The organism is Pseudomonas iranensis (assembly GCF_014268585.2).
GTDB lineage: Bacteria > Pseudomonadota > Gammaproteobacteria > Pseudomonadales > Pseudomonadaceae > Aquipseudomonas > Aquipseudomonas iranensis.
Genome location: NZ_CP077092.1, coordinates 2,204,941 through 2,229,380, shown reverse-complemented (window position 1 = coordinate 2,229,380; position 24,440 = coordinate 2,204,941). Strand labels below are relative to the sequence as shown.

The window sequence follows — 24,440 nt, the reverse complement described above, 5'->3', positions numbered from 1 at the left end:
TTGCGACGGCGTACTTAAATCTGAAAAAAAACTTCAATAAAAACCTGTCGGCGCCGACAACCATTCAAAGCCTTGCGGATTGAAAAACCATGCGTAACAACCAGCCCATTACACAACGCGAGCGGACCTTTCCAGCTCAGCAACGGTTGATTTCCACCACCGATGCCAAGGGCGTGATCACCTACTGCAACGACGACTTTGTCGAGATCAGCGGGTTTTCGCGGGAGGAACTGATCCGTGCACCGCACAATCTGGTCCGCCACCCTGACGTGCCGTCGGCGGTGTTCACGCACATGTGGGGCACATTGAAACAAGGCTTGCCATGGATGGGCATCGTCAAGAATCGCTGCAAATCCGGTGACCACTATTGGGTTAACGCCTATGTCACACCGGTGTTCGACGGCAATCAGGTGATCGGTTACGAGTCGGTGCGCGTCAAGCCCACCGCCGAACAGATCCGCCGCGCCGAAGCGCTCTACCAACGCATCAACCAGGGCAAGTCGGCGATTCCTTCGACGGACAAATGGCTGCCGCTCCTGCAGGACTGGCTGCCGTTCATTCTGGTCAGCCAGCTGAGCTTCATGATCGGCGCGACGCTGAACTCGCATTGGGGCTTCGCCCTCGCCGCCGGTCTTTCGGTGCCGTTGGGCCTGATGGGCCTGCAGTGGCAGCAACGCGGGCTCAAGCGCCTGCTCCGCCTGGCCGAGCAGACCACCTCCGACCCGCTGATCGCGCAGATGTACACCGACAGCCGTGGCGCCCAGGCGCGCCTGGAAATGTCGATCCTCAGCCAGGAAGCACGCCTGAAAACCTGCCTGACCCGCCTGCAGGACACCGCCGAGCACTTGACCGATCAGGCCAAGCAGTCCGACGCCCTGGCGCACAACAGCTCGACCGGCCTGGAACGCCAGCGCGTGGAAACCGAACAGGTCGCCACCGCCGTCAACCAGATGGCCGCCACCACCCAGGAAGTCGCCAGCCACGTACAGCGCACCGCTGACGCCACCCAGGAAGCCAACCGCCTGACCGGCCGCGGCCGCGACATCGCCGGGGAAACCCGCGAAGCGATCCAGCGCCTGTCGGTGGTCGTCGGCGAAACCGGCCTGACCGTGACGCAACTGGCCAAGGACAGCGACGAAATCGGCGGCGTGGTCGACGTGATCAAAGGCATCGCCGACCAGACCAACCTGCTCGCCCTCAACGCTGCAATTGAAGCAGCGCGTGCCGGTGAAATGGGCCGTGGTTTTGCGGTCGTGGCTGACGAAGTCCGCCAACTGGCGCAACGCACCAGCGAATCCACCGGGCAGATCCATGCCCTGATCGCCAAGTTGCAACAGACCGCCTCCAGCGCCGTGCAGACCATGGAAGCCGGCCATCGCCAGGCTGAAGAAGGCGTGGCGCGGGTACTGGAAGCGGATCAGGCACTGGTCGGCATCAGCGAAGCAGTGGCCAACATCACCGACATGACCACCCAGATCGCCGCCGCGACCGAAGAGCAAAGTGCCGTGGCTGAAGAGATCAGCCGTAACATCAGCAATATCTCGGAGTTGGCGGATCAGACCTCGGAACAAGCGCACAACTCGGCGTTGCTCAGTGAAGAACTGACGAAGACGGCCAACACGCAGTATTCGTTGGTGGCGCGGTTTAACCGCTGATTGGATGGCTGGAATGAAAAAACCCGGATGGCGTGAGCCTTCCGGGTTTTTTGTTACCTGCTGAAAATGACGGTGTCCGGTAGAGCGCTTTCGCGAGCAGGCTCGCTCCCACATTGGATGAGGTACATCCGTGAGGAATTGGTCGGCTCGAAGACCGCCATCGCGAACAGGCTCACTCCTACACTGGATCTGTGGTGATCACAGATTATGTGCCCGACACCATTCCCCTGTGGGAGCGAGCCTGCTCGCGAAGAGGCCATAAAAGCCAGCGGACTTATTGAGGCAGCTTCAGTTTGTCCAGTAACCGATTGACCAACAGTTCATTGAGCATGATCACCTGTTGCAGCGCCAGCAGCGGTTTGCGCTCCGGGCCGCCTATTGAGTTGGCGATGTTACCGGCCATGGCATGTGCGTATGAAAGCGACTCGCAGGCCTCGACCAACAGCGTTTCGTCATCCAGCGTGGGGTCCACAACATAGACCGGGCGATATTTTGGCGAACTTGGCGGAGCTGCCAGGTCTTCAGGTTTGAGGTAGTAATCGAGGGCGCGGTCGGTGGCTTACTGGATTTTTTGCGGGTCGAATGTGCGGTCGTGGGGGGTTGGCGGGTTGGGGGTTACTTTGAACATAGATGAAGCTCCTACTTAGAAAATAAGGAGTCATCACTCTCGCTACCAAACGAGGGTGGCGACCATACGCAGGTTGGTAGACCGGTCTAAGCAGGAAACCCGGCGCTCCCGAAGGAGCCCCACGCATGGCCACCATAAATCGAGTCTCTACAGAGACTGCATATGGCGTCATGACGCTTAGAGACGGGCTACCAAACCCGATCACTGCTTTTTGTCAGTGACCGAGAAACGATATAGCCAACCTCATGGCGCGTAAGCCGGCGGATTCTGGCGTAGGCGTAGGCAATGGCGCAAGGAGTTGTAGCCGGGATGGCGTAACGGGTCGTGTAGTTTAAACGTGGGAATTTGATGATGTTTAAGTGCAGGGATTGCCTCTGACAGTCAGGTGGTTTGAGGTCGTCTGGAAGAGAGCTTTCGCGAGCAGGCTCGCTCCCACATTTGGATCGGGTACGTCAGTGAGGGATTGGTCGGCTTGGAGGTCGCCATCGCTGGCAAGCCAGCTCCCACAGGGATTTGGTCCAAAAGGTAGAGATTGGTCGGCTGTCAGGCCGCCTTCGCGAGCAGGCTCGCTCCCACAAAAAGCAGAAAAGCAAAGCAGCGCAGCTGCCCGCGGCGAAGCCGCCCCACTCAACAATGAGCGCAAGCTCGAGTGCTTTTGATCTTGATCCACCGGCGACGTCGGAAGGCTGAGTGGAGGGATTGATCCGGGCGTGGGAGCGCAGCGACCGTCTGGCGCAGCCAGACACAGCGCAAGGAGGTGCAGCGAAGCAAACCGGAGCCGCTGCGCCCGGATCGATCCCGGAGCGAAGGAACCCGAGCTTGCGAGGGCCGAACGTAGGAGCAAGCCTTTTGGGTTACCTTTTTGCTGGGCCGGCACTCCGGCGTTTGAAAAAGGTGACCCGCCGTAAGGGCGGAACCCTGAGCAGCCGTTACCGCAGCAACGGATATGCCCCCAAGAGCAAGATCAAAAGCTACACCCTCACCCCAACCCTCCCGAAACGTCGGACCGCCCCCAAGGGGCGAGGGGGAAAGGGAGCCGATCTCCATGGAAAACAGAATCTCGGTCAACCCTTGAGAAACTCGGATACTTTCTGCGCGGCGCTGGCCAAATGCTGTTCATGCGTAAACCCAGAAACCTTCAGCGGCTTCAAATCATGATCCCCTGCCGCCAGCCAAGTCACCTCAATACTCGGTGACAAGCTGTAAGCCGCAACCGCCTCGCGATTCCCCAGCGCATCCCGCTCCCCCTGCACAATCAACGTCCGCGTCTTCAACCCAGCCAAATGCTCAACCCGCGGCTTCTCCGGCTTCCCCACCGCATAAAACGGATACCCCAGACACACCAACCCATCCACCCCCAACTCATCCGCCACCAGACTCGCCATCCGCCCCCCCATCGACTTACCGCCAATCGCCAACGGCCCAGCGACATGACGCCGCACAAGCGCAAACACCTCCCGCCAGCAATCCAACAGTTTCGGCGCAGGATTCGGCGGCCGCTTCACCCCATCCACCCGCCGCTGCGCCATATACGGAAACTCAAACCGCAACACGTTGACCCCAAGCCCGGCAAGGCGCCCAGCCATGTCGTTCATCCACTCGCTATCCATCGGCGCCCCCGCCCCGTGCGCCAGAATCAGCGTTGCCGAAGCCTCACCAACAGCGGCATCCCACAACCATCCATGATCGAGCACACACTGCGCCCATTGATCCCCGTCAATACTGGCCTTGTGCTGTTTGTCCATGCTTGCCTCGCTTTTAGTCTGCCTATAACTCCAGGCGAAGGATTCGCGTCGTTTGCGCGCGCTCACTTCGGCTGAACCGTGGATGGGGAACCATGAACACTTCTATCAGTACCGCCTACAACTACAAGGTGGTCCGCCAATTCGCCATTATGACGGTGGTGTGGGGCATCGTCGGCATGGGCCTCGGGGTTTTTCTCGCGGCGCAATTGGTCTGGCCGGAACTCAACTTCAATTTGCCCTGGACCAGTTTCGGCCGTCTGCGCCCGCTGCACACCAACGCGGTGATCTTCGCCTTCGGTGGCTGCGCGCTGTTCGCCAGCTCTTTTTATTCGGTGCAACGCACCTGCCAGACCCAATTGTTCGCGCCGCAAATCGCCGCGTTCTGCTTCTGGGGCTGGCAGCTGGTGATCCTGTTGGCGGCGATCAGCCTGCCGCTGGGTTACACCAGCTCCAAGGAATACGCCGAACTGGAATGGCCGATCGACATCCTGATCACCATCGTCTGGGTCGCCTACGCGATCGTTTTCTTCGGCACGATCATGCAGCGCAAGACCAAGCACATCTATGTGGGCAACTGGTTCTTCGGCGCGTTCATCATCACCGTGGCGATTCTGCACATCGTCAACAACCTTGAGTTGCCGGTGAGTTTCACCAAGTCCTACTCGGTGTACGCCGGTGCAACCGACGCCATGGTGCAGTGGTGGTACGGCCACAACGCCGTAGGCTTTTTCCTCACCGCCGGCTTCCTCGGCATGATGTATTACTTCGTGCCGAAACAGGCCGAGCGTCCGGTGTATTCGTATCGCCTGTCGATCGTGCACTTCTGGGCCTTGATCACCCTGTACATCTGGGCCGGCCCGCACCACCTGCACTACACCGCGCTGCCGGACTGGGCGCAATCGCTGGGCATGGTGATGTCGCTGATCCTGCTGGCACCGAGCTGGGGCGGCATGATCAACGGCATGATGACCCTCTCGGGCGCCTGGCATAAGTTGCGCAGCGACCCGATCCTGCGCTTCCTCGTCGTGTCGCTGGCGTTCTACGGCATGTCGACCTTCGAAGGGCCGATGATGGCCATCAAGACCGTCAACGCCCTCTCCCACTACACCGACTGGACCATAGGCCACGTTCACGCCGGCGCCCTCGGCTGGGTGGCGATGATTTCCATCGGCGCGCTGTATCACATGATCCCGAAAATCTTCGGCAAAGCGCAGATGCACAGCGTCGGTTTGATCAACGCGCACTTCTGGCTGGCGACCATCGGCACCGTGCTCTACATCGCTTCGATGTGGGTCAACGGCATCGCCCAGGGTCTGATGTGGCGCGCGGTGAACGAGGACGGCACGCTGACTTACTCATTCGTCGAAACCCTGGTGGCCAGCCATCCGGGCTTTGTCGTGCGCCTGATCGGCGGGGCGATTTTCCTCAGCGGCATGTTGCTGATGGCTTACAACACCTGGCGCACCGTGCGGGCCTCGCAGCCTGCTGATGTCGTTGCTGCCGCGCAGATGGCCTGAGGAGTCCGCCATGAAACACGAAACGATTGAAAAGAACGTCGGCCTGCTGATGCTGCTGATGGTGTTCGCCGTGAGCATCGGCGGCCTGACCCAGATCGTCCCGCTGTTCTTCCAGGACGTCACCAACAAACCGGTGGAAGGCATGAAGCCCTACACCGCGCTGCAACTGGAAGGCCGCGACATCTACATCCGCGAAGGCTGCGTCGGTTGCCACTCGCAGATGATCCGCCCGTTCCGCGCCGAAACCGAACGCTACGGGCACTACTCGGTTGCGGGCGAAAGCGTTTGGGACCACCCGTTCCTGTGGGGTTCGAAACGTACCGGTCCTGACCTCGCCCGGGTCGGCGCGCGCTACTCGGATGACTGGCACCGCGCGCACTTGTACAACCCGCGCAACGTCGTGCCGGAGTCGAAGATGCCGGCCTATCCGTGGCTGGTCACCCAAGCGGTCGACAGCAGCCACACCGAAACCAAGCTGAAAACCATGCGCACCCTCGGCGTGCCGTATACCGACGACGACATCAGCGGCGCGGTCGCCAGCCTCAAGGGCAAGACCGAAATGGACGCCCTCGTTTCCTATCTGCAAGTGCTCGGCACTGCGATCAAGAGCAAGAGGTGAGCCATGGTCATTGAAATGAGTGCAGGCCTGATCCGCGGCCTCGGCACGGTCGTGGTGTTCGTCGCCTTCGTCGGTTTGACCTTGTGGGTGTTCAACCGCAAGCGCACCCCGGAATTCGCCGAAGCACGCCTGCTGCCGTTCGCCGACGAACCACTACCCGAAACAATTTCAGCCCCTGAAACAAGGAGTACCCGGCCATGACCACCTTCTGGAGTACGTGGATCTGCGTACTGACCATTGGCAGCCTGATCGGACTGACCTGGCTGCTGATCGGCACCCGCCGGGGCGAGACCAAGGGCAGCGTCGACCAGACCATGGGCCACAGCTTCGACGGCATCGAGGAGTACGACAACCCGCTGCCGCAGTGGTGGTTCATGCTGTTCGCCGGCACGTTGGTGTTCTCGGTGGGTTATCTGATTCTCTATCCGGGCCTGGGCAACTGGAAAGGCATCCTGCCCGGTTACGAGGATGGCTGGACCGGCGTGCATGAGTGGGAAAAGGAAATGAACAAGGCGGACGCCCGGTTCGGTCCGATCTTCGCCAAATTCGCCGCCATGCCCCTGGAAGAAGTGGCCAAGGATCCGCAGGCGCTGAAAATGGGCGGTCGTCTGTTCGCCTCCAATTGCTCGGTGTGCCACGGTTCGGATGCCAAGGGCGCGTTCGGCTTCCCTAACCTTGCTGACAGCGACTGGCGCTGGGGCGGCGATGCCGAGACGATCAAGACCACCATCATGGGCGGCCGCATGGCGGCGATGCCGGCCTGGGGCGAAGTGCTCGGTGAGGCCGGGGTGAAAAACGTTGCCGCCTACGTGCGCCACGAACTGGCCGGCCTGCCGCTACCCGCCGACAGCAAGGCAGATCTGCAAGCCGGGCAGCAAGCGTTCAGTACCACTTGCGTTGCCTGTCATGGCGCCACCGGCCAGGGCACTGCGGCGATGGGCGCGCCAAACCTGACCCATCCGGCCGGCTTCATTTATGGCACCAGCCTGACCCAACTGGAACAGACCATTCGCCATGGTCGTCAGGGGCATATGCCAGCGCAGAACGAATTGCTGGGCAACGATAAAGTGCAATTGCTTGCCGCTTATGTGTACAGCTTGAGCAACAGTTTGAATACAGAAAAACTGGCAACTGAAGACACAGCCAAATAAATCTTGCGTACACAACTGCCGCGACTTTTTCGTCGCGGCAGTTTCCCGCCTTCTTGCGACGCATTGTCGCACCCCTTGCCACCTCACCTTTCGGTTCGCCTGATTCGGGTCTACGCTTGTTCGAAAGCGGACCGGTGCGTGACGGTTTCCGATGACTCTCAAGCGATGCGTCCGATAAACCGGCCGATGGATTTGCCGCAAAGGCAGGCAGTTAACGGCTGTTACGCCGATTGCCTTGTGAAACCCGATCAAGACCTGTCAGCGGGCATCGTTGACGGCGATCCGGACCCGGCGTTTTTTTCACTCACGGCGACATTTTGTCAGAGGCCATTTTTGACCCTACGCGGCGTATGGAAAGGCCGCAGAATCAGCGTTGGAAAGCATTGACCCAGGTCATGGCGCGTTGCAATGACCCCCTGCTTTATACATACTTGCGGCCGATTTTATCCCTATAAAAATACCCAAACCGTGGAACCTTAGAATGAGCACAGCAATCAGTCCGACTGCTTATAACTATAAGGTAGTCCGCCAGTTCGCCATCATGACGGTGGTCTGGGGGATCCTTGGCATGGGGCTCGGTGTCTTCATCGCCTCGCAACTGGTCTGGCCGGAACTGAACTTCGGTCTGCCGTGGACGAGCTTTGGACGCTTGCGCCCGTTGCACACAAACCTGGTGATTTTCGCCTTCGGCGGTTGTGCACTGTTTGCCACTTCCTACTATGTCGTGCAGCGAACCTGCCAGACGCGACTGATTTCCGACAGCCTCGCAGCCTTCACCTTCTGGGGCTGGCAAGCGGTCATCGTCGGCGCAATCATCACCTTGCCGCTGGGTTACACCACCACCAAGGAATACGCCGAACTGGAATGGCCGATCGCGATTCTGCTGGCGATTGTCTGGGTCACTTACGGTCTGGTGTTCTTCGGCACCATCACCAAGCGCAAAACCAAGCACATCTATGTCGGCAACTGGTTCTACGGCGCGTTCATCGTGGTCACCGCGATGCTGCACATCGTCAACCACATGTCGCTGCCGGTCAGCCTGTTCAAATCGTATTCGGCCTACTCCGGTGCCACTGACGCGATGATCCAGTGGTGGTACGGCCACAACGCGGTGGGTTTCTTCCTGACCACCGGTTTCCTCGGGATGATGTACTACTTCGTGCCGAAACAGGCCGAACGCCCGATCTATTCCTATCGTCTGTCGATCGTGCACTTCTGGGCGCTGATCACCCTGTACATCTGGGCCGGCCCGCACCACCTGCACTACACCGCCCTGCCGGACTGGGCACAATCGCTGGGCATGGCGATGTCGATCATTCTGCTGGCGCCAAGCTGGGGCGGCATGATCAACGGCATGATGACCCTGTCGGGCGCCTGGCATAAGTTGCGCACCGACCCGATCCTGCGCTTCCTCGTGGTATCGCTGGCGTTCTACGGCATGTCGACCTTCGAAGGGCCGATGATGGCGATCAAGACCGTCAACTCGCTCTCGCACTACACCGACTGGACCATCGGCCACGTACACGCCGGCGCCCTCGGTTGGGTAGCGATGATCTCGATCGGCGCGATCTACCACATGATCCCGAAACTGTTCGGCCGGGCGCAGATGCACAGCACCGGGCTGATCAATGCGCACTTCTGGCTTGCCACTATCGGCACCGTGCTCTACATCGCCTCGATGTGGGTCAACGGCATCACCCAGGGCCTGATGTGGCGTGCAATCAACGATGACGGCACCCTCACCTACTCGTTCGTCGAAGCGCTGCAGGCCAGCCACCCGGGCTTCATCGTCCGTGCGCTGGGCGGTGCTTTCTTTGCCAGCGGCATGCTGCTGATGGCTTACAACGTGTACCGCACCGTTCGTGCGTCGGATCCGGTTGAAGCCGAAGCCGCCGCCAAGATTGCCGTCGTTGGAGCTCACTGATGAAGCATGAAGCTGTCGAGAAGAATATTGGCCTGCTGGCCTTCTTCATGGTCATCGCCGTCAGCGTCGGTGGCTTGACCCAAATCGTTCCGCTGTTCTTCCAGGACGTCACCAACAAGCCGGTCGAGGGCATGAAGCCGCGCTCGGCGCTGGAACTGGAAGGCCGCGACGTGTACATCGCCAACGGTTGTGTCGGCTGCCACTCGCAGATGATCCGCCCGTTCCGCGCTGAAACCGAACGCTATGGCCACTATTCGGTTGCCGGTGAAAGCGTCTGGGATCACCCGTTCCTGTGGGGTTCCAAACGTACCGGTCCGGACCTGGCCCGTGTGGGCGGTCGTTACTCCGATGACTGGCAACGTGCGCACTTGTACAACCCGCGCAACGTGGTCCCCGAGTCGAAAATGCCGGCTTACCCGTTCCTCGTGGAAAACAAGCTCGACGGCAAGGAAACCGCGAAAAAAATGGAAGTCTTGCGCACCCTCGGCGTGCCGTACACCGACGAAGACATCGCCGGTGCACAGGATGCCGTGAAGGGCAAAACCGAAATGGACGCGCTGGTGGCCTATCTGCAAGGCCTGGGCACCATCATCAAAAGCAAACGGTGAATCTGATGGATATCGGGATGATTCGAGGCCTGGGCACCGTGGTCGTGATGGTGGCCTTCATCGGTCTGGCCTTGTGGGTGTTCAGCCCCAAGCGCAAGTCGGAATTCGACGACGCGACCATGCTGCCTTTTGCCGATGATCCCGAAGCCATCAAGCACGTCGAGCAAGCTTCTAGGAGTAACAAAGAATGACTACATTCTGGAGTCTGTACGTCACAGTCCTCAGTCTCGGTACGATCTTCGCCCTGACCTGGCTGCTGCTGTCGACCCGCAAGGGCCAGCGCAGCGAACAGACGGACGAGACGGTCGGCCACTCCTTCGACGGGATCGAGGAGTACGACAACCCGCTGCCGAAATGGTGGTTCATGCTGTTCGTTGGCACCATCATTTTTGCCCTGGGTTATCTGGTGCTGTACCCGGGTCTGGGCAACTGGAAAGGTCTGCTGCCGGGCTACAACTATCTGGATACCGAAAAGCAGACCGCGTTCGCCAACGGCCAGACCGGCTGGACCGGCGTCCACGAGTGGGAAAAGGAAATGGCCCGTTCGGACGCGCGCTTCGGTCCGATTTTCGCCAAGTTCGCGGCGATGCCGATCGAAGAAGTCGCCAAGGATCCGCAAGCACTGAAGATGGGCGGCCGTCTGTTCGCCTCCAACTGCTCGGTGTGCCACGGTTCCGACGCCAAGGGCGCCTATGGCTTCCCCAACCTGACCGACGCCGACTGGCGCTGGGGCGGTGAGCCGGAAACCATCAAGACCACCATCATGGGCGGCCGCCACGCGGTGATGCCGGCGTGGGCTGAAGTGATCGGCGAGCAAGGCGTGGCTGACGTAGCGGCATTCGTCGTGACCAACCTCGACGGGCGCAAACTGCCGGAAGGTACCAAGGCCGACCCGGCCAACGGCCAGAAACTGTTCGCTGCCAACTGCGTGGCCTGCCACGGCCCTGCCGGCAAAGGCACCCCAGCGATGGGCGCGCCTGACCTGACCCATCCGGGCGCGTTCATCTACGGCTCGAGCTTCGCGCAACTGCAGCAGACCATCCGTTACGGCCGTCAGGGCCAGATGCCGGCGCAGGAGCAACTGCAAGGCAACGACAAGGTGCACCTGCTGGCGGCGTATGTTTACAGCTTGTCCCATGGTGAAAAAGCACCAGAAGCGATCGCTGAGTAAGGCCAACGCCTGAAACACAAAAGGCCCTGCCAATGAGATTGGCGGGGCCTTTTTTTCATGGGCGCCTGGCAAAGATCGAGTGCACTGCCGTGGTATCGATCAGCGTCCGCTCACGCCATTGGTTGTTCTTCACCAGGTAGACCTGCAATTGGCTGCGATCCTCGGTGAAACTCGCAGTCAGGTAGGTTTGCTGAGAGGTGCTGCCACTGAGATACATGGGGACGCTGCCCTCCCAATAGGACTCTCCGCCCTCGGTGTGCAGGTGGCCGGCAAAAATGGCCGTCACTTGATACTTGTTGACCATGTCGTGGAAACGCTTCAACTGCTCGCGGCTGCCCTGGTGCCGCAAAGGTTTGTGCATATTGATGATGATTGCGTAGCCCTGAATCCGCGCATGTCGCAGATCCGTCTCGAGCCAGTCCAGCGCATCGTTGATTTCGAACGTCGTCGGGTTCAGCGCATGGGCAATTCGAGTGGTATAGGTCGGCTCATTATTGAGTTGAACCATATGCACTTCGCCAATGTTTTTCGAGTAGGCGAGACTGCCCGAATAAGTCTTGTTCAGAAAGCCACTGGCAATCTTCAAATCAAAACTATCCACTTTACCTTCGTGATGCTCCTTGAACTCGACGATGCTACCCGCAGCACAACTATTACTGAAACAATCATCGACGTTATTTTCATAATCGTGATTACCTAACCCATACAGATAATCATCACCGAAATACTTGCTCAACGTGGCTTTCATATAAGACCGCTGCCAGCCATGCCCAAAGGCAGTGATATCGCCATTGATCATCAACGGAACGTGGACACTAGAGCCATTGCTGCGGCGGAAATCGGCGATGCTCGCCAGTTGCGATTCAACCAGCCACTTGGAACGCTCCTCGAAATCTTTATCCGACTCCGGCGTGCGGCTGTCAGTCTTGTCAGTCCACGGATACTGAGTATCCGAGGCAAATACCATATGTACCGGCGTGCCCGTTATTGCCTGCGCCGACGCCATTGCGATCATTAGACAAACACCCAGCGAGACACTTACAACTTTATTCAAAGCCATATTATTAATTCCCTTTGATCAATCTATACGCGCGAATTGATTTTCGCGAAAAAAGAACTTATTCGAAAACCGGGCAAACTTCAAAAGCCAATAACAAAATATTCAATTAGTTATATTTCAAAACTTCAGATCTTATTGAAAAAATCAACTTTGGCAGCGGGATGCGATGGGTGGTCATACAGATGCGTAACTGAATGATTGCCAGCATCGCTGGGTGGTAGTAACGTCCCTACATTCTTCACCAGCAGGAGGTCGTTATGATTGCCATTACCACTGTATCCAGCCGCGAATTCAATCAGGACACAAGTAGTGCCAAAAAAGCCGCGCTTCACGGGCCGGTAATCATCACCGACCGTGGCAGGCCTGCTCACGTACTGCTAAGCATTGAGGAGTACCAGAAACTCACCGGCACCAACCCCAGTATCGTCGACCTGCTGGTCATGCCCGAAGCGGCTGATATCGAGTTCGAAACCGAGCGTGCCGTTATCACTCATCGCCCTGTGGATCTGTCCTGATGTATTTGCTCGACACCAATGTCATATCGGAATTGCGTAAACCCCAGGCAGACCGGAACGTGGTCGCTTGGGCCAGAAGCGTCATCGCCCCGCGCATGTTCATTTCAGCCATCACCTTGAATGAACTGGAAATCGGCGTTTTGCGCACCGAACGCCACGATGCGACGCAGGGCAAAGTTTTGCGCAGCTGGTTGAATCGTCACGTACTTCCAACATTCGACACGAGGATCCTGCCGGTTGATGCGGCAGTGGCGATTCGCTGTGCCGGGCTGCACGTCCCGGATCGCGCCAACGAGAGCGACGCGCTGATTGCCGCAACGGCCCTGGTCCACGGCCTCACCGTCGTCACCCGCAACGTCAGCGACTTTCACGCCAGCGGCGTCGCACTGCTCAACCCTTGGGAACCATGAGTCAGCCAGCCCACCAAAACCGTCCATACTCAACAAGTCAATTGATCTGCGTCAGGCTTTTGCGCAATCGCTACACCATCCGCATTTTTTACCCAACGCGACCACAGGTCGCACCCTTGAGCCAGAGCGGCAGGCGTATCATCACGCTACTGCAACAGCCCTTTTTGACTTCGGTTGGCACGTATCGACCGAGGCATTTTTCCACTGCCGTGGGATGCAATGATGAGCAATCAGATTCCGGTACACGACGTCACGCCGCCGAGCAAGAACGCGAACAACAGCGTCGACCTTTATGCCTCACGAGAAAAAATCTACACCCGTGCCTTCACCGGCCTGTTCCGCAATCTGCGGATGCTCGGCGGTGCGGCGTTGTTTCTGCTGTATTTCGGCACGGTGTGGCTGAACTGGGGCGGTCACCAGGCAGTGTGGTGGAACCTGCCGGAGCGCAAGTTCTTCATCTTCGGCGCGACCTTCTGGCCACAGGATTTCATCCTGCTCTCGGGCCTGTTGATCATTGCCGCGTTCGGCCTGTTCTTCATCACTGTCTATGCCGGGCGCGTCTGGTGCGGTTATACCTGCCCGCAGAGCGTGTGGACGTGGATTTTCATGTGGTGCGAAAAGGTCACCGAAGGCGACCGCAACCAGCGCATCAAGCTCGACAAGGCGCCGATGAGCGCCAACAAATTCCTGCGCAAGCTGGCAAAGCATTCGCTGTGGCTGTTGATCGGTTTTGTCACCGGCATGACCTTTGTCGGCTACTTCTCGCCGATCCGCGAACTGGTCATTGAGTTCTTCACCGGCCAGGCCGATGGCTGGTCGTATTTCTGGGTCGGTTTTTTCACCCTCGCCACGTACGGCAATGCCGGTTGGTTGCGTGAGCAGGTTTGCATCTACATGTGCCCGTATGCGCGCTTCCAGAGTGTGATGTTCGACAAGGACACGCTGATCGTTTCCTACGACCCGCGCCGTGGCGAAAGCCGTGGGCCGCGCAAGAAAGGCATCGACTACAAGGCGCTGGGGCTGGGCGATTGCATCGACTGCACGATGTGCGTGCAGGTCTGCCCGACCGGCATCGACATCCGCGATGGCCTGCAGATCGAGTGCATCGGCTGCGCTGCGTGCATCGATGCCTGCGACAGCATCATGGACAAGATGGATTACCCACGCGGGCTGATCAGCTACACCACCGAACACAACCTCTCCGGGCAGAAAACCCATAAACTGCGTCCGCGCCTGATCGGCTATGCCGTAGTGCTGCTGGCGATGATCAGCCTGTTGGTCGCCGCGTTCTTCATGCGCTCACTGGTCGGTTTCGACGTCAGCAAAGACCGCGTGCTGTACCGCGAAAACGCTGAAGGCCGGATCGAAAACGTCTACAGCCTGAAGATCATGAACAAGGATCAGCGCGACCACACTTACCTGCTGCAAGCCGAAGGCCTGCCGGACCTGCGCCTGCAAGGCAAGCGCGAGATCAAGGTTGCCGCCGGCGATATCGTCAGCATGCCGGTCGAGTTGTCGAGCGCGCCGGAACAACTGCCATCGAGCACCAACGAGGTGAAATTCATCCTCAAGGACGCCGATGACGACAGCGTCCACGTTGAAGCCAAGAGCCGATTCATCGGCCCACAAATCCGTTGAGAGAATTTTGAACATGCCCGCTGCAAACGCCGCAAGTCCCTGGTACAAGCACCTCTGGCCGTGGATCATCATCGCGATTCTGGCCTGCTCGGTGGCCTTGACCCTGTCCATGGTGACCATCGCGGTGAACAACCCGGACAACCTGGTCAACGACAACTATTACGAAGCGGGCAAAGGCATCAACCGTTCACTGGATCGCGAGCTGCTGGCGCAAACCCTGAAGCTGCGTGCAGCGGTGCATCTGGATGATGTGACCGGTGAAGTCGATCTGCGCTTGAACGGTGACAGCCAGCCGCAAACCCTGGAACTGAACCTGATCTCGCCGACCCAGCCGGAGAAGGATCGCAAGATCATGCTGACCCGCAGTGGCAGCGACAGCGGGCGCTACATTGGCCAGTTAAGCGACAAGGTCGAAGGGCGACGGTTTGTCGAGTTGCTTGGCAGCCAGGATGAGCACGTGTGGCGCATGTTTGAAGAAGAGCTGGTCAGCCATGACAAGGAACTACTGCTGGGTGATGAGCCATTGCAGGGTGCGGAAGATCTGAAGAAGTGAATCAAAATCAAGAGCCCCTCACCCTAGCCCTCTCCCGGAGGGAGAGGGGACTGATTTCGGTTGCCTGGAAGCGGGGCGTATGACAGTGACAATGTCGGCGACTGAAGCCGCTCTTCAGGCTCACACCGATCGGCTCCCTCTCCCTCCGGGAGAGGGCTGGGGTGAGGGCAAGCGAACACCCCCAATGCAAGGGCTCACACCCTCATCAATGCCATGACCACCCCAGTTCCCTGCTACCACTGCGCCCTGCCCGTCCCATCGGGCAGCCGCTTCACCGCTGTCGTCCTCGGACAATCCCGCGAATTCTGCTGCCCGGGCTGTCAGGCCGTGGCCGAAGCCATTGTCGCCGGTGGTCTGGAAAGCTATTACCAGCATCGCAGCGAAGCGTCGGCCAATCCCGAAGCGCTGCCGGTGCAACTGACTGATGAACTGGCGCTGTACGACCGCGCCGACGTGCAGCAACCCTTCGTGCGCCACGAAGGCGATCTGGCCGAAACCACCTTGTTGATGGAAGGCATCAGTTGCGCCGCTTGCGGCTGGCTGATCGAGAAACACCTGCGCACCCTGCCCGCCGTCGCCGAAGCGCGGTTGAACCTGTCCAACCATCGCCTCCACGTGCGTTGGGCCGACGCGCAATTGCCGCTGAGCCAGATCCTCGCCGAGCTGCGCCACATCGGTTACGCCGCCCACCCGTACCAGTCCGATCGCGCCAGCGAACAATTGGCCAGCGAGAATCGCCTGGCCCTGCGCCAGCTCGGCGTCGCCGGGTTGCTGTGGTTTCAGGCGATGATGGCGACCATGGCCACCTGGCCGGAATTCAACATCGACCTCAGCCCCGAGCTGCACACGATCCTGCGCTGGGTCGCGCTGTTTCTCACCACACCCATCGTGTTCTACAGCTGCGCGCCGTTCTTCAAAGGCGCGATGCGCGATTTGCGTACGCGCCACCTGACCATGGACGTTTCAGTTTCACTGGCGATCGGCAGTGCTTACATCGCCGGAATCTGGACGTCGATCACCGGGGTCGGCGAGCTGTACTTCGATGCGGTCGGCATGTTCGCCCTGTTTCTTTTGGCCGGGCGCTATCTGGAACGCCGCGCCCGCGAACGCACCGCTGCCGCCACTGCGCAACTGGTCAACCTGTTGCCGGCCTCGTGCCTGCGCCTGGATAGCGATGGCCAGAGCGAACGCATCCTGCTCAGCGAGTTGCGTGTGGGCGAGCGGATACTGGTGCAGCCGGGCTCGGTTCTACCGGCTGACGGCAAGATCATCGACGGCCAGTCAAGCATCGACGAATCGCTGCTGACCGGCGAATACCTGCCACAGCCGCGCACGCTCGGTGATGCGGTCACTGCGGGCACGCTCAACGTCGAAGGCGCATTGACCGTGCAAGTGCAGGCGCTGGGACAGGACACGCGTCTCTCCGCGATCGTGCGCCTGCTCGATCGCGCTCAGGCGCAGAAACCGCGTCTGGCGGAAATCGCCGACCGCGCCGCGCAATGGTTTTTGCTGCTGTCGCTGATTGCTGCGGCAGTGATCGGCCTGCTGTGGTGGCAGCTGGACTCAGCGCGGGCGTTCTGGATCGTCCTCGCCATGTTGGTGGCGACCTGCCCGTGCGCGCTGTCATTGGCGACGCCGACCGCCCTCACTGCCGCCACCGGCACCCTGCACAAACTCGGCCTGCTGCTGACACGCGGCCATGTGCTGGAAGGCTTGAACCAGATCGACACAGTGATCTTCGACAAGACCGGCACGCTCACTGAAGGCCGCTTGGTGCTGCGCTCGATTCGCCCGCTCGGCGCGCTCGACAGCGAGCAATGCCTGAGCCTTGCCGCTGCGCTGGAAAACCGTTCGGAACACCCGATTGCCCGCGCTTTCGGCCGTGCGCCGCTGGCCGCTGAGGACGTACACAGCACACCGGGGCTTGGCCTGGAGGGCGTGGTCGGTGAGCAACGCTTGCGCATCGGTCAGGCCGAATTTGCCTGCGCCCTGAGCGGCGCGGCACTGCCGTCAATGCCTGATGAAGCCGGACAATGGTTGCTGCTCGCTGACACCCACGGGCCGCTGGCGTGGCTGGTGCTCGATGATCGCCTGCGTGACGATGCCCCCGCTCTGCTCGCGGCTTGCAAAGCGCGGGGCTGGCGCACCTTGCTGTTGTCCGGCGACAGTTCGCCGATGGTCGCCAGTGTCGCCGCCGAACTGGGCATCGACGAGGCTCGTGGCGGCTTGCGCCCCGATGACAAACTGCAAGTGCTGCAACAACTGCACACGGAAGGACGCAAAGTGTTGATGCTTGGTGACGGCGTCAACGACGTGCCGGTACTGGCTGCGGCCGATATCAGCGTGGCGATGGGCTCGGCCACCGATCTGGCGAAAACCAGCGCCGATGCGGTGTTGCTGTCCAACCGCCTCGACGCCCTGGTACAGGCCTTCGCGCTGGCGCGACGCACGCGCCGGGTAATCATCGAAAACCTGCTGTGGGCGGCGCTGTACAATGGCCTCATGTTGCCGTTCGCCGCCCTCGGCTGGATCACTCCGGTGTGGGCGGCGGTCGGCATGTCGATCAGTTCGCTGACCGTCGTGCTCAACGCCCTGCGCCTGACTCTTCTGCCGAGCGCGCCGGCCGCCGGCAGCCCGACCCAAACCCGCCCGCTGCCGGCCTGAGCCGCGCGGGCCTGGAGTTACCGATGCCAGCTCTCTACGTGATGATTCCCGCTGCCTTGCTCATCGTGGCCATCGCCGTGTACATCTTCTTTTGGGCGGTGGACAGCGGCCAGTACGATGACCTCGACGGCCCGGCGCACAGCATCCTGTTTGACGATCAGGATCCCAACCACACCGCTGCAGTGGACGAAGCCAACGCCGGCAAACCGGACGACAAGGCGCCACCCCATGCTTGAACTGGCGCCCCTGCTGGTCTCGGCGCTGATCCTCGGCCTGCTCGGAGGCGGCCACTGCCTGGGCATGTGCGGCGGCCTGATGGGCGCGCTGACCCTGGCGATTCCCAAGGAGCAGCGCAGCCGGCGCTTTCGTCTGTTGCTGGCGTATAACCTCGGGCGGATTCTCAGTTATGCCACGGCGGGATTGCTCATCGGCCTCGCCGGCTGGGCCGTCGCCAACAGCCCGGCGGCGCTGTTCATGCGCGTACTGGCCGGGTTGCTGCTGATCGCCATGGGCTTGTACCTGGCCGGTTGGTGGAGCGGGCTCACCCGTATCGAAGCGCTCGGGCGTGGCTTGTGGCGTTTCATTCAACCGGTGGCGAATCGCTTGCTGCCGGTTTCCAGCCTGCCCCGCGCCTTGCTGCTCGGTGCGCTGTGGGGCTGGCTGCCGTGCGGGCTGGTTTACAGCACCTTGCTGTGGAGCGCGAGTCAGGGCAATGCGCTGGACAGTGCGTTGCTGATGCTCGCTTTCGGCCTCGGCACCTGGCCGGTGCTGCTCGCCACCGGACTGGCGGCTGAGCGGGTGACGGCGATCTTGCGCAAACGCAGCGTGCGCATGGCCGGCGGTTTGTTGGTGATTCTGTTTGGCTTATGGACCCTTCCCGGCCCGCATCAGCATTGGCTCATGGGCCATTAAATGTGTGGCGCGGCCTTCGCGAGCAGGCTCGCTCCCACAGGTCTTGAGTACGCTGCAAATCCAATGTGGGAGCGAGCCTGCTCGCGAAGACGCCCGCACGAACAACACAAATCCTCGCCGTTGATGCAAATCAAGATGCCCTGTAACGCCCTCCCCTAGACTCGCCACACTGCCAGCCTATCCGGGGGAATGCCCGCATGCTCGACGCCATTCGTTGGGACTCTGATCTGATCCGCCGCTACGATCTGGCGGGGCCACGCTACACCTCGTACCCGACCGCCGTGCAATTTCACGGTCAGGTCGGCACTTTCGACCTGTTCCATGCCCTGCGCGACAGCCGCAAGGCGCAGCGGCCGTTGTCGCTGTACGTACATGTGCCGTTCTGCGCGAACATTTGTTACTACTGCGCCTGCAACAAGGTCATCACCAAGGATCGCGGCCGTGCGCAGCCGTATCTGCAACGGCTCGAGCAGGAAATCCAGTTGATTGCCTGCCACCTCGACCCGGCGCAAACCGTCGAGCAGCTGCATTTCGGTGGCGGCACACCGACCTTTCTCAGCCACGACGAGTTGCGTCAGTTGATGGCGCACCTGCGCAAGCATTTCAATCTGCTCAACGATGACTCGGGCGATTACGGCATCGAAATCGACCCGCGCGAGGCCGACTGGTCGACCATGGGCCTGCTGCGCGAACTGGGTTTCAATCGGGTCAGCATTGGCCTGCAGGATCTTGACCCGGCGGTGCAGCGCGCAGTCAATCGCCTGCAAAGCCTGGAAGAAACCCGCGCGGTGATCGATGCGGCGCGAACCCTGCAATTTCGTTCGATCAACATTGATCTGATCTACGGCCTGCCGAAGCAGACACCGGACAATTTCGCCCGCACCGTCGAGGAAGTGATCAGTCTGCAACCGGATCGCCTCTCGGTATTCAACTATGCGCACCTGCCGGAACGCTTCATGCCGCAACGGCGGATCAACAGCAGCGACTTGCCGAGCCCGGCGCACAAGCTGGAAATGCTCCAGCGCACCATCGAGCAACTGACCGCTGCCGGCTACCGCTACATCGGCATGGATCACTTCGCCCTGCCCGATGACGAACTGGCCATCGCTCAGGAAGAACACACCCTGCAACGCAACTTTCAGGGCTATACCACCCACGGCCATTGCGACCTGATTGGTCTGGGCGTGTCGGCGATCAGCCAGATCGGCGATCTGTACTGCCAGAACAGCAGTGACCTCACTGCCTATCAGAACAGCCTGGCCAGCGCGCAGCTGGCGACCAGTCGCGGCCTGGTGTGCAACGCCGACGACCGCTTGCGCCGCGCAGTGATTCAGCAGCTGATCTGCAATTTCAAACTCGAATTCGCCGAGATCGAGCAGCAGTTCAACATCGATTTTCAAGGTTACTTCGGCGCGCTGTGGCCGCAGTTGCAAGGTATGGCCGAGGATGGCCTGATCAGACTCGAGCGCGAGCGCATTGAGGTGCTGCCGGCTGGCCGATTGCTGGTGCGCTCAGCGTGCATGGTTTTCGATGCGTACCTGGAGCAGCAGAACCGCCAGCGTTTCTCCCGAGTGATTTAAGGCTTGGTCAGCAACGAGCCGACCTTGAGGTTCTGATCAGGGTTGAGCGCCGACTGGTTCATGACTTTCGACAAGGAAAGGTTGGCGGTGATCAGGCCGCTGTTGAGGGCGGCGATGGCGCCACGTAATGCGGCGAGCTTGTTGATCTTTTCCTCGTTGGAGAGGGTTCTGTCTGACATGACCGCCGCCATGCGCGCTTTTTTCTCGATGATTTCTTTTTGGATCTTGCGAATCATCTTCAGCAACTGCTGGATGTTCTCCGGCAAGCCACTGTTGTCGATGTCACTGTTTTCGCCGCCGACAGCGGCGGATTTGGCGATGGCCGCGCCGGACAGCGACACTTTGACGCCCTCGACCAAGGTCGGGGTTGCCGCATTCGACAAAGCGTCGTCGCGGTCGATTGCAGCGTCGGGACCGGTTACCTCCGGCGAAGCAGCAATGCCGTTGCTACCGGGGCTTAGCGTGCCAATGGCGGTCATCGGGGCCTTCCTTGGATGAGTACTGATAGTGGGTTATCGGCCGCCGGTGCTGCGGCTTTATGTCTGTAGGACAACGCCGCCGCGTGCTGGCCTGAATGTCCTTCCGTGGGTTACCCTTACGGCTTATGTGTGTTTTCCCACAAGGATTGAAGAAATGTCCGAGCCAGTCAAACTGCGCGCTCACAACCAGGCCCACTGCAAGGATTGCAGCCTGGCCCCGCTCTGCCTGCCACTTTCTCTGAATCTGGAAGACATGGATGCGCTCGACGAAATCGTTAAACGCGGCCGCCCGCTGAAGAAAGGCGAGTTCCTGTTCCGCCAGGGCGACACCTTCGATTCCGTTTATGCAGTCCGCTCCGGCGCGCTGAAAACCTTCAGCCTGAGCGATGCCGGCGAAGAGCAACTGACCGGCTTCCACCTGCCGAGTGAACTGGTTGGCCTGTCGGGCATGGACACCGAAAAACACCCGGTCTCGGCCCAGGCGCTGGAAACCACTTCGGTCTGCGAAATCCCCTTCGAACGCCTCGACGAACTCGCGCTGCAATTGCCACAATTGCGCCGCCAGTTGATGCGGGTGATGAGCCGCGAGATTCGCGACGATCAGCAAATGATGCTGCTGCTGTCGAAGAAGACCGCCGACGAGCGCATCGCTACCTTCCTGGTCAACCTGTCGGCCCGCTTCCGCGCTCGCGGCTTCTCGGCCAACCAGTTCCGCCTGAGCATGTCGCGCAATGAAATCGGCAATTACCTGGGCCTGGCGGTGGAAACCGTGTCGCGGGTGTTCACCCGTTTCCAGCAGAACGAATTGATCGCCGCCGAGGGCAAGGAGATCCACATTCTCGACCCGATCCAGTTGTGCGCGCTGGCTGGCGGTTCGATCGAAGGCTGATCACGACCCGCGGTTGAGCGAATCGTTTCAGCCGCGGGTATACTGCGCCGTTTGCAGCCCTGCCAGGACACCCCGATGGTCTTCGACTCCTTCGACATCAAATCCCTGATCCGCCCCGTGATCGACTTTCCGAAACCGGGCGTGATCTTTCGCGACATCACCCCGCTGTTCCAGTCGCCGACGGCCCTGCGCCTGGTGATGGACAGCTTCGCCCACCGCTATGTCGAAGCCGACTTCACCCACATCGGCGCCATGGATGCCCGTGGTTTTCTGATCGGTTCGGTACTGGCCTACCAGTTGAACAAGCCGCTGGTGCTGTTCCGCAAGCAAGGCAAACTGCCGGCGGACGTGCTCGCCGAAGGTTATGCGACCGAGTACGGCGAAGCGTTTCTGGAAGTGCACGCCGACAGCCTGTGTGAAGGCGATTCGGTGGTGATGTTCGATGACCTGATCGCTACCGGCGGCACGCTGATCGCAGCAGCCAACCTGATTCGCCGCATGGGCGCGCGGGTGCATGAAGCGGCGGCCATCATTGATCTGCCAGAGCTGCAAGGCTCGCAGCGCTTGCAGGACATGGGCATTCCGACGTTTTGCCTGACGCAGTTTGCTTTGACCGATAAATAAGCAGCGTCTGACAGGCCGCTTTCGCGAGCAGGCTCGCTCCCACAGGGCAATGCATTACAACTGTGGGAGCGAGCCTGGTCGCGAAGGGGCCGGCAGCTACACCGCAAGATTTAAAGCCCCATCTGCTTGCTGATGATTTCGTTCATCACTTCCCGCGTCCCGCCGCCAATCGACAGAATGCGGTTATCCCGATACAGCCGCTCCACCAGGCTTTCACGCATGCAACCGAGCCCGCCAAGAATCTGCACCGCTTCGGTGGTGATCCGGTCCGAGGTGTCGGTGGCGAAGTTCTTCGCCATGGAAATTTCCTTGATTACGCTGTGCCCCGCCACCATTTTTGCCGCTTGCCGATAAGTGAACTCGCGCGACACTTCCAGCGCCGTGGCCATTTCGGCGAGGCGATGTTTGATCACTTGAAATTTGCCGATGGGTTTGCCGAACGCCTCACGCTCGCGCGCCCACTTCAGGCTCTCCTCCAGCGCCAATTGCGCAGTCATGTTGGCCATCAGCGCCAGCGCCAGCCGTTCGCTCTGGAAATTGCCCATGATGCAGGCGAAGCCCATGTTCTCTCCGCCAATGAGGTTTCCTACAGGCACGCGGCAATCGTCAAAGAACAATTCAGCGGTGTCCGACGCCCACCAGCCCATTTTCTTCAATTGCCGACCGACACTGAAACCCGGCGTGCCCTTCTCGATCAGCAACAGGCTGATACCGCCGAACCCCGGCGCACCGGTGCGCACCGCGACGGTGTAGAAATCCGCGCGCACACCGCTGGTGATGAAAGTTTTGCTGCCACTGACCCGGTAGAAGTCACCGTCACGCACGGCGCGGGTTTGCAAGTTGGCGACGTCGGAGCCGCCGCCGGGCTCGGTGACTGCCAGCGCGCTGATTTTCTCGCCGCTGAGCACCAGCGGTACCACCCGCTCTCGCACTTCCGGCCGCGCCCATTTGACGATCGGCGGCAGGCCGATATCCAGCGAACCCAGCCCCGCCACCAGGCCACCAGAGCCACAGCGCATCAACTCTTCACTGGCAGCGACCTTGGCGAACAGATCGCCTTCATGGCTGCCGCCGAGCGCCTCGGGATAGCCGATACCGAGAATGCCCGCCGCACCGGCCTTGAGGTACAGCTCACGGGGAAAGCTTTCGGCTTCTTCCCACTGATCGATGTCCGGCAGGATCTCGCGTTCGACGAAACGTCTGACGCTGTCGCGGACCAATTGATGGCTGGGGTCGAAGTATTCCTGAAAGGCAGGCATGGGCGAGCTCCACGGAAGGGTTCGCCGACGTTAACCGAGCGCTTGCTTGGTTATCAATGAAATTGTGTGAATCAGATGGACCGCGGCGCGGCCATCGCTGGCAAGCCAGCTCCCACAGGGTTCGGTGTGGACACATATGCTGTGGGTCACATCCAACACTGTGGGAGCTGGCTTGCCAGCGATGTGGCCCGAAAGGGCGATAGAGACTTACAGGGAGATAGGTTTACGCCCGGCAAACGAATGCGCCAGCGTGCCGCCGTCGACCAGCTCCAGCTCACCGCCCAGTGGTACGCCGTGGGCAATCCGCGAGGCGACCAGGCCTTTGTTGTTGAGCAACTGCGCGATGTAGTGCGCCGTCGCCTCGCCTTCCACGGTCGGGTTGGTGGCGAGGATGACTTCGGTAAAGGTCCCCGCCTCTTCTATCCGCGCCATCAGTTGCGGAATCCCGATCGCTTCCGGCCCCAGGCCATCCAGCGGCGACAAGTGCCCCTTGAGCACGAAATAGCGGCCACGGAAGCCGGTCTGCTCCACCGCATAAACGTCCATCGGCCCTTCGACTACGCAAAGCAGCGTGTCATCGCGGCGCGGGTCGGCGCATTGCGGGCACAGATCGTCTTCGGTCAGCGTACGGCATTGGCGGCAATGGCCGACGCCTTCCATGGCCTGGCTCAAGGCCTGGGCCAGACGCGTACCGCCGCTGCGATCACGTTCGAGCAACTGCAACGCCATGCGCTGAGCGGTTTTCTGACCCACGCCTGGCAAGGTGCGCAGAGCGTCGATCAGTTGGCGAATCAAAGGGCTGAAGCTCATGGGTAAACAGTCCGACTAAACAACGAGAC

The 24,440-nt window shown here is 60.2% G+C and carries 24 protein-coding genes and 1 pseudogene; 19 read left to right on the top strand and 6 right to left on the bottom strand.

What is annotated here, in order from left to right; all coding sequences use genetic code 11:
- Positions 1–89: 89 nt before the first annotated feature.
- Positions 90–1,655, top strand: a complete 1,566-nt coding sequence (locus HU724_RS09920) for a methyl-accepting chemotaxis protein (RefSeq protein ID WP_186565720.1) — start codon at positions 90–92, stop codon at positions 1,653–1,655.
- Positions 1,656–1,929: 274 nt separating this feature from the next.
- On the opposite strand, the pseudogene HU724_RS09915 reads toward HU724_RS09920, so the two are convergent.
- Positions 1,930–2,283: pseudogene (locus HU724_RS09915) on the bottom strand (DUF6124 family protein).
- Positions 2,284–3,347: 1,064 nt separating this feature from the next.
- Complete coding sequence (locus HU724_RS09910) at positions 3,348–4,028, bottom strand: alpha/beta family hydrolase (RefSeq protein ID WP_186565722.1); 681 nt, start codon at positions 4,026–4,028, stop codon at positions 3,348–3,350.
- A gap of 92 nt (positions 4,029–4,120) precedes the next feature.
- On the opposite strand from HU724_RS09910, the gene ccoN (HU724_RS09905) reads away from it, so the two are divergent.
- The 8 genes from ccoN (HU724_RS09905) to ccoP (HU724_RS09870) all read left to right on the top strand — a co-directional run bounded on the left by ccoN (HU724_RS09905) (position 4,121) and on the right by ccoP (HU724_RS09870) (position 11,018).
- Entirely contained in the window at positions 4,121–5,545 is a 1,425-nt protein-coding gene (gene ccoN, locus HU724_RS09905) for a cytochrome-c oxidase, cbb3-type subunit I (RefSeq protein ID WP_024012337.1), read from the top strand.
- Between the two features lie 10 nt (positions 5,546–5,555).
- Complete coding sequence (gene ccoO / locus HU724_RS09900; RefSeq protein WP_003223389.1) at positions 5,556–6,164, top strand: cytochrome-c oxidase, cbb3-type subunit II; 609 nt, start codon at positions 5,556–5,558, stop codon at positions 6,162–6,164.
- Positions 6,165–6,167: 3 nt separating this feature from the next.
- Entirely contained in the window at positions 6,168–6,365 is a 198-nt protein-coding gene (locus HU724_RS09895) for a cbb3-type cytochrome oxidase subunit 3 (protein WP_016773878.1), read from the top strand.
- Positions 6,362–7,315 (top strand): cytochrome-c oxidase, cbb3-type subunit III, encoded by a 954-nt coding sequence (gene ccoP / locus HU724_RS09890; protein WP_186565724.1) that lies wholly within the window; start codon positions 6,362–6,364, stop codon positions 7,313–7,315. The genes HU724_RS09895 and ccoP (HU724_RS09890) overlap by 4 nt, the downstream gene beginning before the upstream one ends.
- Before the next feature lie 481 nt (positions 7,316–7,796).
- On the top strand, positions 7,797–9,239 hold the full coding sequence (gene ccoN / locus HU724_RS09885; protein ID WP_024012334.1) for a cytochrome-c oxidase, cbb3-type subunit I: 1,443 nt from the start codon (positions 7,797–7,799) through the stop codon (positions 9,237–9,239).
- Positions 9,239–9,847 carry a cytochrome-c oxidase, cbb3-type subunit II gene (gene ccoO, locus HU724_RS09880; protein WP_007917161.1) on the top strand — a complete coding sequence of 203 codons (609 nt, stop codon included), beginning with the start codon at positions 9,239–9,241 and terminating at the stop codon, positions 9,845–9,847. Before ccoN (HU724_RS09885) ends, ccoO (HU724_RS09880) begins: the two co-directional genes overlap by 1 nt.
- A gap of 5 nt (positions 9,848–9,852) precedes the next feature.
- Positions 9,853–10,038 (top strand): CcoQ/FixQ family Cbb3-type cytochrome c oxidase assembly chaperone, encoded by a 186-nt coding sequence (locus HU724_RS09875; protein ID WP_016775513.1) that lies wholly within the window; start codon positions 9,853–9,855, stop codon positions 10,036–10,038.
- Entirely contained in the window at positions 10,035–11,018 is a 984-nt protein-coding gene (gene ccoP, locus HU724_RS09870) for a cytochrome-c oxidase, cbb3-type subunit III (RefSeq protein WP_186565726.1), read from the top strand. Before HU724_RS09875 ends, ccoP (HU724_RS09870) begins: the two co-directional genes overlap by 4 nt.
- Positions 11,019–11,073: 55 nt before the next feature.
- Here ccoP (HU724_RS09870) and HU724_RS09865 read toward each other — a convergent pair whose 3' ends face one another.
- On the bottom strand, positions 11,074–12,078 hold the full coding sequence (locus tag HU724_RS09865) for a metallophosphoesterase family protein (protein WP_133338910.1): 1,005 nt from the start codon (positions 12,076–12,078) through the stop codon (positions 11,074–11,076).
- A 257-nt stretch (positions 12,079–12,335) separates the two neighbouring features.
- On the opposite strand from HU724_RS09865, the gene HU724_RS09860 reads away from it, so the two are divergent.
- From HU724_RS09860 to hemN, 8 genes are all read left to right on the top strand, one after another.
- A complete protein-coding gene (locus tag HU724_RS09860) occupies positions 12,336–12,593 on the top strand; it encodes a type II toxin-antitoxin system Phd/YefM family antitoxin (protein ID WP_186565728.1) in 258 nt (85 codons plus the stop codon).
- Positions 12,593–13,003 carry a type II toxin-antitoxin system VapC family toxin gene (locus HU724_RS09855; protein ID WP_186565730.1) on the top strand — a complete coding sequence of 137 codons (411 nt, stop codon included), beginning with the start codon at positions 12,593–12,595 and terminating at the stop codon, positions 13,001–13,003. Before HU724_RS09860 ends, HU724_RS09855 begins: the two co-directional genes overlap by 1 nt.
- 222 nt (positions 13,004–13,225) lie before the next feature.
- Complete coding sequence (gene ccoG / locus HU724_RS09850; protein ID WP_073474016.1) at positions 13,226–14,641, top strand: cytochrome c oxidase accessory protein CcoG; 1,416 nt, start codon at positions 13,226–13,228, stop codon at positions 14,639–14,641.
- Positions 14,642–14,654: 13 nt separating this feature from the next.
- Complete coding sequence (locus tag HU724_RS09845; RefSeq protein WP_186565732.1) at positions 14,655–15,194, top strand: FixH family protein; 540 nt, start codon at positions 14,655–14,657, stop codon at positions 15,192–15,194.
- Between the two features lie 213 nt (positions 15,195–15,407).
- Positions 15,408–17,858: a heavy metal translocating P-type ATPase gene (locus tag HU724_RS09840; protein WP_186565734.1), complete on the top strand. Its 2,451-nt coding sequence runs from the start codon at positions 15,408–15,410 to the stop codon at positions 17,856–17,858.
- 23 nt (positions 17,859–17,881) lie between these two features.
- Positions 17,882–18,094 carry a cbb3-type cytochrome oxidase assembly protein CcoS gene (ccoS, locus tag HU724_RS09835; protein ID WP_039763029.1) on the top strand — a complete coding sequence of 71 codons (213 nt, stop codon included), beginning with the start codon at positions 17,882–17,884 and terminating at the stop codon, positions 18,092–18,094.
- Positions 18,087–18,770, top strand: coding sequence for a sulfite exporter TauE/SafE family protein (locus tag HU724_RS09830; RefSeq protein WP_041479091.1), 684 nt, complete (start codon positions 18,087–18,089; stop codon positions 18,768–18,770). Before ccoS ends, HU724_RS09830 begins: the two co-directional genes overlap by 8 nt.
- 197 nt (positions 18,771–18,967) lie before the next feature.
- Complete coding sequence (gene hemN, locus HU724_RS09825) at positions 18,968–20,350, top strand: oxygen-independent coproporphyrinogen III oxidase (RefSeq protein ID WP_186565736.1); 1,383 nt, start codon at positions 18,968–18,970, stop codon at positions 20,348–20,350.
- On the opposite strand, the gene HU724_RS09820 is transcribed toward hemN, so the two are convergent.
- The gene (locus HU724_RS09820; RefSeq protein ID WP_186565738.1) at positions 20,347–20,829 is read right to left on the bottom strand and encodes a hypothetical protein; all 483 of its coding nucleotides are present in this window, start codon (positions 20,827–20,829) and stop codon (positions 20,347–20,349) included. The two genes, hemN and HU724_RS09820, sit on opposite strands and share 4 nt — an antisense overlap.
- Before the next feature lie 154 nt (positions 20,830–20,983).
- Between HU724_RS09820 and fnr the strand changes: the two genes are divergently transcribed.
- Both fnr and HU724_RS09810 read left to right on the top strand, forming a co-directional pair.
- On the top strand, positions 20,984–21,718 hold the full coding sequence (fnr, locus tag HU724_RS09815) for a fumarate/nitrate reduction transcriptional regulator Fnr (RefSeq protein WP_016773865.1): 735 nt from the start codon (positions 20,984–20,986) through the stop codon (positions 21,716–21,718).
- 75 nt (positions 21,719–21,793) lie between these two features.
- Positions 21,794–22,342: an adenine phosphoribosyltransferase gene (locus HU724_RS09810; RefSeq protein ID WP_024012326.1), complete on the top strand. Its 549-nt coding sequence runs from the start codon at positions 21,794–21,796 to the stop codon at positions 22,340–22,342.
- A 110-nt stretch (positions 22,343–22,452) separates the two neighbouring features.
- Here HU724_RS09810 and HU724_RS09805 read toward each other — a convergent pair whose 3' ends face one another.
- Positions 22,453–23,601, bottom strand: coding sequence for an acyl-CoA dehydrogenase family protein (locus HU724_RS09805; protein ID WP_186565740.1), 1,149 nt, complete (start codon positions 23,599–23,601; stop codon positions 22,453–22,455).
- A 207-nt stretch (positions 23,602–23,808) separates the two neighbouring features.
- The gene (gene recR / locus HU724_RS09800) at positions 23,809–24,411 is read right to left on the bottom strand and encodes a recombination mediator RecR (protein ID WP_016773861.1); all 603 of its coding nucleotides are present in this window, start codon (positions 24,409–24,411) and stop codon (positions 23,809–23,811) included.
- Positions 24,412–24,440: the final 29 nt, after the last annotated feature.

What these genes read in the sequence shown, in the direction of transcription:
- HU724_RS09920 (WP_186565720.1), top strand. Translation starts at nt 90, where the DNA reads ATGCGTAACAACCAGCCCATTACACAACGCGAGCGGACCTTTCCAGCT.
- ccoO (WP_003223389.1), top strand. Translation starts at nt 5,556, where the DNA reads ATGAAACACGAAACGATTGAAAAGAACGTCGGCCTGCTGATGCTGCTG.
- HU724_RS09830 (WP_041479091.1), top strand. Translation starts at nt 18,087, where the DNA reads ATGCTTGAACTGGCGCCCCTGCTGGTCTCGGCGCTGATCCTCGGCCTG.
- hemN (WP_186565736.1), top strand. Translation starts at nt 18,968, where the DNA reads ATGCTCGACGCCATTCGTTGGGACTCTGATCTGATCCGCCGCTACGAT.
- HU724_RS09840 (WP_186565734.1), top strand. Translation starts at nt 15,408, where the DNA reads ATGACCACCCCAGTTCCCTGCTACCACTGCGCCCTGCCCGTCCCATCG.
- recR (WP_016773861.1), bottom strand. Translation starts at nt 24,411, where the DNA reads ATGAGCTTCAGCCCTTTGATTCGCCAACTGATCGACGCTCTGCGCACC.
- ccoP (WP_186565724.1), top strand. Translation starts at nt 6,362, where the DNA reads ATGACCACCTTCTGGAGTACGTGGATCTGCGTACTGACCATTGGCAGC.
- HU724_RS09820 (WP_186565738.1), bottom strand. Translation starts at nt 20,829, where the DNA reads ATGACCGCCATTGGCACGCTAAGCCCCGGTAGCAACGGCATTGCTGCT.
- HU724_RS09895 (WP_016773878.1), top strand. Translation starts at nt 6,168, where the DNA reads ATGGTCATTGAAATGAGTGCAGGCCTGATCCGCGGCCTCGGCACGGTC.
- ccoP (WP_186565726.1), top strand. Translation starts at nt 10,035, where the DNA reads ATGACTACATTCTGGAGTCTGTACGTCACAGTCCTCAGTCTCGGTACG.
- HU724_RS09910 (WP_186565722.1), bottom strand. Translation starts at nt 4,028, where the DNA reads ATGGACAAACAGCACAAGGCCAGTATTGACGGGGATCAATGGGCGCAG.
- ccoN (WP_024012334.1), top strand. Translation starts at nt 7,797, where the DNA reads ATGAGCACAGCAATCAGTCCGACTGCTTATAACTATAAGGTAGTCCGC.
- HU724_RS09860 (WP_186565728.1), top strand. Translation starts at nt 12,336, where the DNA reads ATGATTGCCATTACCACTGTATCCAGCCGCGAATTCAATCAGGACACA.
- HU724_RS09865 (WP_133338910.1), bottom strand. Translation starts at nt 12,078, where the DNA reads ATGGCTTTGAATAAAGTTGTAAGTGTCTCGCTGGGTGTTTGTCTAATG.
- ccoN (WP_024012337.1), top strand. Translation starts at nt 4,121, where the DNA reads ATGAACACTTCTATCAGTACCGCCTACAACTACAAGGTGGTCCGCCAA.
- HU724_RS09875 (WP_016775513.1), top strand. Translation starts at nt 9,853, where the DNA reads ATGGATATCGGGATGATTCGAGGCCTGGGCACCGTGGTCGTGATGGTG.
- HU724_RS09810 (WP_024012326.1), top strand. Translation starts at nt 21,794, where the DNA reads ATGGTCTTCGACTCCTTCGACATCAAATCCCTGATCCGCCCCGTGATC.
- ccoO (WP_007917161.1), top strand. Translation starts at nt 9,239, where the DNA reads ATGAAGCATGAAGCTGTCGAGAAGAATATTGGCCTGCTGGCCTTCTTC.
- ccoS (WP_039763029.1), top strand. Translation starts at nt 17,882, where the DNA reads ATGCCAGCTCTCTACGTGATGATTCCCGCTGCCTTGCTCATCGTGGCC.
- HU724_RS09845 (WP_186565732.1), top strand. Translation starts at nt 14,655, where the DNA reads ATGCCCGCTGCAAACGCCGCAAGTCCCTGGTACAAGCACCTCTGGCCG.
- fnr (WP_016773865.1), top strand. Translation starts at nt 20,984, where the DNA reads ATGTCCGAGCCAGTCAAACTGCGCGCTCACAACCAGGCCCACTGCAAG.
- ccoG (WP_073474016.1), top strand. Translation starts at nt 13,226, where the DNA reads ATGAGCAATCAGATTCCGGTACACGACGTCACGCCGCCGAGCAAGAAC.
- HU724_RS09855 (WP_186565730.1), top strand. Translation starts at nt 12,593, where the DNA reads ATGTATTTGCTCGACACCAATGTCATATCGGAATTGCGTAAACCCCAG.
- HU724_RS09805 (WP_186565740.1), bottom strand. Translation starts at nt 23,601, where the DNA reads ATGCCTGCCTTTCAGGAATACTTCGACCCCAGCCATCAATTGGTCCGC.